Here is a 5,155-nt window from a genome sequence, read left to right on the forward strand (position 1 = left end):
GTCCCGTATCCGCGCCCAGGGACCACCCAACACGCGGCTTGTGTCGAGGATATGGCGGGCAAAGCCGCTCCAGTTGGCCTCGCCGGTTCCGGCCAGATGATAGATGCCGGATGTGGCGGCGCCCTCGTGCAGCTGTGCCGCCGCATGCAGGATTGCGTCGGCGATATCAAGTGCCGATGTTGGATTTCCCCACTGATCGGCCACCACCGCGATCTCGTCGCGGTCGGCGGCCAGCCGCAGCATGGTTTTCACGAAATTCTTGCCGAACGGGCTGTAGACCCATGCCGTGCGCAGGATCAGATGGCGCGGATTGGCCGATGCAACCGCCTGTTCGCCGGCAAGCTTGGAGGCGCCATAGACGCTGCGCGGTGCAGTGGCGTCGGTCTCGACATAGGCGCCAGGGGCGGTGCCGTCGAAGACATAGTCGGTCGAAAGATGGATGATGGGAACGCCAAGCTCCGCCGCGGCTTGCGCCACCTTGCCGGCGCCGACGGCGTTCACCGCGAATGCCAGATCGGGCTCGTCCTCGGCCTGATCCACCGCCGTGTAGGCGGCAGCCGACACGACGATATCCGGCTTCGCGGCCGCGATGGCTTCGATCACCGTGTCGGGTCTTGCAAGGTCGAGTTGCGGACGGCCAATGGCGATGACCTCAACGCCGGCGGCCGCCTGGCCGGCCTCCAGAAGGCTTGCCGCGACCTGTCCGTCGCGCCCGGTGACAACCAGCCTCACGCCGCCCCCTTGCGTGCTTCGCCCAGCCGTTCACCGGCATAGCGCTGCTCGCGGATCGGTCCCCACCACCATTTGTTGTCGAGAAACCAGTCGACGGTCTTGGCGAGGCCGCTGTCGAAATTCTCATTGGGCGTCCAGCCCAGGTCCCGGCCTATCTTCGAGGCGTCAATGGCATAGCGGCGATCGTGACCGGGGCGGTCGGTGACGAAGGAAATCAGGTCGCGATAGCTCTTGCCCCCTGCCCGCGGCCGCCTGCTGTCGAGCAGATCGCAGATCGTCTCGACGACGCCAAGGTTCGTCCGCTCGGAATTGCCGCCGACATTGTAGCTTTCGCCCGGCAGTCCCCTGGTCGCGACAAGTTCCAGCGCGCGTGCGTGATCCTCGACGAACAGCCAGTCGCGCACATTGGCGCCGGCGCCATAGACCGGCAGCGGCTTTTCGTCGAGCGCATTGAGGATGACCAGCGGGATCAGCTTTTCGGGAAAGTGATAGGGTCCGTAATTGTTCGAGCAATTGGAAAGCACGACCGGCAGGCCATAGGTTTCGTGCCAGGCCCGCACCAGATGGTCCGAGGCCGCTTTCGAGGCGGAATAGGGCGAGGATGGCGCATAGGGCGTTTCCTCGACGAACATGCCGCCATCGAACGGAAGATCGCCAAACACCTCATCGGTCGAGACATGATGGAAGCGGAAATGGCTCTTCCTGTCCTCGGGCAAGCCGCGCCAGTACTCCAGCGCGGCATTGAGCATCTTGTAGGTGCCGACGATGTTGGTCTCGATAAAAGTGCCCGGCCCATCGATCGAGCGGTCGACATGGCTCTCGGCGGCAAGGTTCATGACGATGTCGATATCGTCGCGCCGGAGGATGTCGAGCACGGCCCTTTCGTCGCAGATATCGGCCTGCGCGAAGCGATAATTGTGTGCGTTCTCGATCGGCCGCAGCGAGGCCAGGTTTCCCGCATAGGTCAGCTTGTCGAGATTGGTCACCCGATAGGCCGGGTTGGCGCATAGATGCCGGCACACCGCCGAACCGATAAAGCCAGCACCGCCCGTCACCAGAAAATTCATGCCGCTGTCCTCAAATAACCCATCAGGCGAACACCTCGGCGGCAGCCAGCAGCGGCGCCTTGAGGTCCTTGTCCGAGAGCTGGAACCCGCCGGTCAATGACGGCCATTCGATGCCGATGGCGGGATCGTCGAAACGGATCGACCGGTCATGCGCCTGCGAATAGGTGTCGGTCACCTTGTACAGGACCTCGGTGTCGGGCACGAGCGTCACGAAGCCGTGCGCGAAGCCTTTCGGCACCAGAATCTGGTTGCCCTTTTCGGCCGACACTTCGAGAGCGACCCATTTTCCGAAGGTTTTCGAACCGCGGCGAATGTCGACCGCAACGTCGAGAATGCTGCCCCGGATGACGCGCAGCAGCTTGTCCTGGGCGCGCGGCGCAAGCTGGTAATGAAGCCCTCGCAAGACGCCCGCCGCGGCGGAATAAGAATGATTGTCCTGCACGAAAGCCAAGTCTATGCCGGCCTGCGAAAAGCGCTCGGCATTGTAGGTTTCGACGAAGAAGCCGCGCGCGTCGCCATGTCGCTTCGGAACGATTTCCAGAACGCCATCGATGCCAAGGGGCCTGACTTCCAGCACCTAGGCCTCCGACAGGTCGACGACACGCCGGCGCAGATAGGCGGCATATTCGTTCTTGCCCAAATGATCGGCGCGACGCAGAACCTGGTCCACAGTCAGCCAACCCTGTTCAAAGGCGATCTCTTCGGGACAGGCGACCTTGATGCCCTGGCGGTGCTCGATGGTGCGCACGAAGGACGAGGCCTCATGCAGGCTGTCATGGGTGCCGGTGTCGAGCCAGGCATAGCCGCGCCCCAACCGATGCACATGCAACTGGCCGCGCTCGAGGTAGACGTTGTTGACCGCCGTGATCTCGAGCTCGCCGCGCGCCGAGGGACGGATGGCAGGGGCAATGTCGACGACGTCGTTGTCGTAGAAGTAGAGACCGGTGACCGCCCAGTTGGATTTCGGCACCTGCGGCTTTTCCTCGATCGTCAGCGCCGTTCCCGTGGCCTTGTCGAAGGAAACCACGCCATAACGCTGGGGATCCTCGACATGATAGGCGAACACCGAAGCGCCCTTTTCGCGCGAGGCAGCGTCGCGGCAAAGCTGCGACAGCCCATCGCCGAAATAGATGTTGTCGCCGAGGATCATCGACACGTTGTCCTTGCCGATGAAATTGCGGCCGATGATGAAGGCTTCCGCCAGCCCGTTGGGCTGCGGCTGCTCGGCATAGGACAGGTCGAGCCCGAACTCCGATCCATCGCCAAGCAGATCGCGAAAAACCGGCAGGTCACGCGGCGTCGAAATGATCAGAATCTCTCGGATACCCGCGAGCATCAGAACGCTCAGCGGATAATAGATCATCGGCTTGTCGTATATCGGCAGAATTTGCTTAGAGACTGCTAATGTTAGTGGATAAAGACGCGTTCCACTGCCTCCAGCAAGGATAATTCCTTTCAAGAAGCTCTCCTTGACATGCCTGAACCCCCCGGTCCTAGCCGCCCGTGCTTAGGTTCCATGCACTGGCTTGTCAATCTCGGCGTTCGTCAAATGACTGGGTCACGATCCGGCGCCAATCCATGGCCAATTCAGGCGACGCATTGCTATCGTCTTGCCAAAGCCGGCCTGACGGGAACAAGCAGATTGTCATCAGGGGCGGCGGTCGACTCGCCTCTCTGGCTCAGCCGCTCAGCAAGTCCCTTGTGAAAGATAACGCCATTCATATAGGCGAAGGTCATCGCCAGTGCCGCCGTTCGCAAGGGATAATCGACCAGAGAATGAACGAGCAGAAACGATACTGAGAGAAACGCCATTTTCTGCAGCGGATCTCGCCGTGCCGTAACGGAAAACGCAAAAAGCAATATCGCGTAAGCTGCGACCAGAAAGACAACAGGAGCGCCACCTTCAAGTGCCAATTCCAGATAATCATTGTGGGCGTGATTGACGTAGGGCTTGAAGATCATCTCTCCCTTTTCGTAAATCTGATAGACCTTCGGAAAACTCCCAAAGCCGACGCCCGTCGCCCAGTTCTCTTCAATTCCCGCGATCGTCGTGCGGGCAAATTCGGCCCGTCCAAAGGCCGGGTCAACCACTTCCGCATCGATCTTCGTCCACGCCCCGATCGTGTAGAGTGAAAGCCCGATGAAGACAGCGGGTATTCCATACCCGCCCAGCCTCGAGCGCGCGGACAGAAAGACGACTGATACCATGGTGATCGCCAGCCCTATCAGAATACCGGCGCGCGAACCGGCGGCCAGAAGCAACAGCAGCAGCGTTATCAAGCCGAGCGACCCGGACAGAAGGTGCCCGCGAAACAGGCCGTAGTAGACAACGAAGGGGATGGAGACGAAGAGCAAAGCTGAAAAATGGTTCTGGTTGGCAAACAGTCCCGCATTGATCGTGAACGGCAACAAACCCTGTATGGCAACCGTATCGGAGAGTGAATACTGGATCGCCGCAGCCAATCCGTTACAGATGACACCCATGAAAAAGAAGGGCAGAAGGCCGTAGACCTGATCTGGGCGCAAGCGGGTGACGCTCAGAAAGAATGCAGCCATCGCCACGAAATACAACAGACACTCGATCGTACGTCCCACGCCGACACTGACGAAACGCAGCCCGGTTTCACCGCTCAGCCACGGATTTGCAAGTAGAACCTCAGGCCGCAATCCGCTCAACAGAGCGGCGGGCAGCGGCACGATTTGAAAACAGAACACGGCAAGGCCCAGAGCAAGCAACCACAGGGCCGAGCGAGGGATGCCGTGTTCCGACGGCCTTGAAAAGACGGCCGCGGCCGAGACGATCGCCGCCACCTCGATCAGCGCTTCGGTGTAGAGACCGCTTGCGGTGCCGCCGCCAATCAGCACCGACAGGAAAAGAACCGACCCAAGCAGATATTTTTCCCATTCCGTGGGCCGGGTTGACCGCTCTCTCAAGATGAAACTCTTTCGATGCTCAATTTGTGCATGACCAACGTGCCAACGTACCGAAATCGCCAACTCTCAGCGATGGCAGCTGTTTCCAGCCGCAACAATTGCATGGGACACGCGCTTGGTCCGATCGCGAAATCCAGGCTCAACTCCCGCCGATCGAACGTGCCTTCCGGAATGTCGAACCGAGCTATTTCGCCCGCCGGATCCGCGCATCTGATGGACCAGAACAACTGCTTGGGCAGTTTCAGGTTTCTCGCGGAAGCGATCAGGGAAATCCTGTAGGAGCCGGGAGGCAGTTCGACATATTGCTGGAGCGCGGCGTTCTTCACCGGCGTATTCAGAAATCGGACAGTCGCTCCGATATCGCCTTCGCCGGCATCGCGCGCCCCGGCAAAGGTAATTTCCAGACCGGAGCGGTCGCGAAC

Annotated in this window: 5 protein-coding genes and 1 pseudogene; all 6 read right to left on the bottom strand. The window is 60.3% G+C overall.

Going from position 1 to position 5,155, the window contains the following annotated elements; translation table 11 throughout:
- Positions 1–732, bottom strand: a 732-nt coding sequence (gene rfbD / locus EN914_RS23650; RefSeq protein WP_127389300.1) for a dTDP-4-dehydrorhamnose reductase, incomplete at its 3' end; no start/stop codon positions are given.
- Entirely contained in the window at positions 729–1,799 is a 1,071-nt protein-coding gene (rfbB, locus tag EN914_RS23655; protein WP_024503667.1) for a dTDP-glucose 4,6-dehydratase, read from the bottom strand. The genes rfbB and rfbD, both read right to left, overlap by 4 nt.
- 22 nt (positions 1,800–1,821) lie before the next feature.
- The gene (gene rfbC, locus EN914_RS23660) at positions 1,822–2,376 is read right to left on the bottom strand and encodes a dTDP-4-dehydrorhamnose 3,5-epimerase (protein WP_024503666.1); all 555 of its coding nucleotides are present in this window, start codon (positions 2,374–2,376) and stop codon (positions 1,822–1,824) included.
- Positions 2,377–3,258, bottom strand: coding sequence for a glucose-1-phosphate thymidylyltransferase RfbA (gene rfbA / locus EN914_RS23665; RefSeq protein WP_013532727.1), 882 nt, complete (start codon positions 3,256–3,258; stop codon positions 2,377–2,379). It lies immediately after the preceding gene.
- Between the two features lie 143 nt (positions 3,259–3,401).
- Entirely contained in the window at positions 3,402–4,733 is a 1,332-nt protein-coding gene (locus EN914_RS23670; protein WP_024503665.1) for an O-antigen ligase, read from the bottom strand.
- Positions 4,730–5,155 (bottom strand): annotated as a pseudogene (locus EN914_RS23675) (hypothetical protein); the annotation flags it as partial. The gene EN914_RS23670 and the pseudogene EN914_RS23675, both read right to left, overlap by 4 nt.

It is taken from the genome of Mesorhizobium sp. M7A.F.Ca.CA.001.08.2.1 (assembly GCF_003998455.1).
In the GTDB taxonomy this organism is placed as follows: Bacteria; Pseudomonadota; Alphaproteobacteria; order Rhizobiales; family Rhizobiaceae; genus Mesorhizobium; species Mesorhizobium ciceri.

Bases quoted from the DNA above. Each gene is read 5' to 3' on its own strand.
- rfbB (WP_024503667.1), bottom strand. From the start codon at position 1,799: ATGAATTTTCTGGTGACGGGCGGTGCTGGCTTTATCGGTTCGGCGGTG.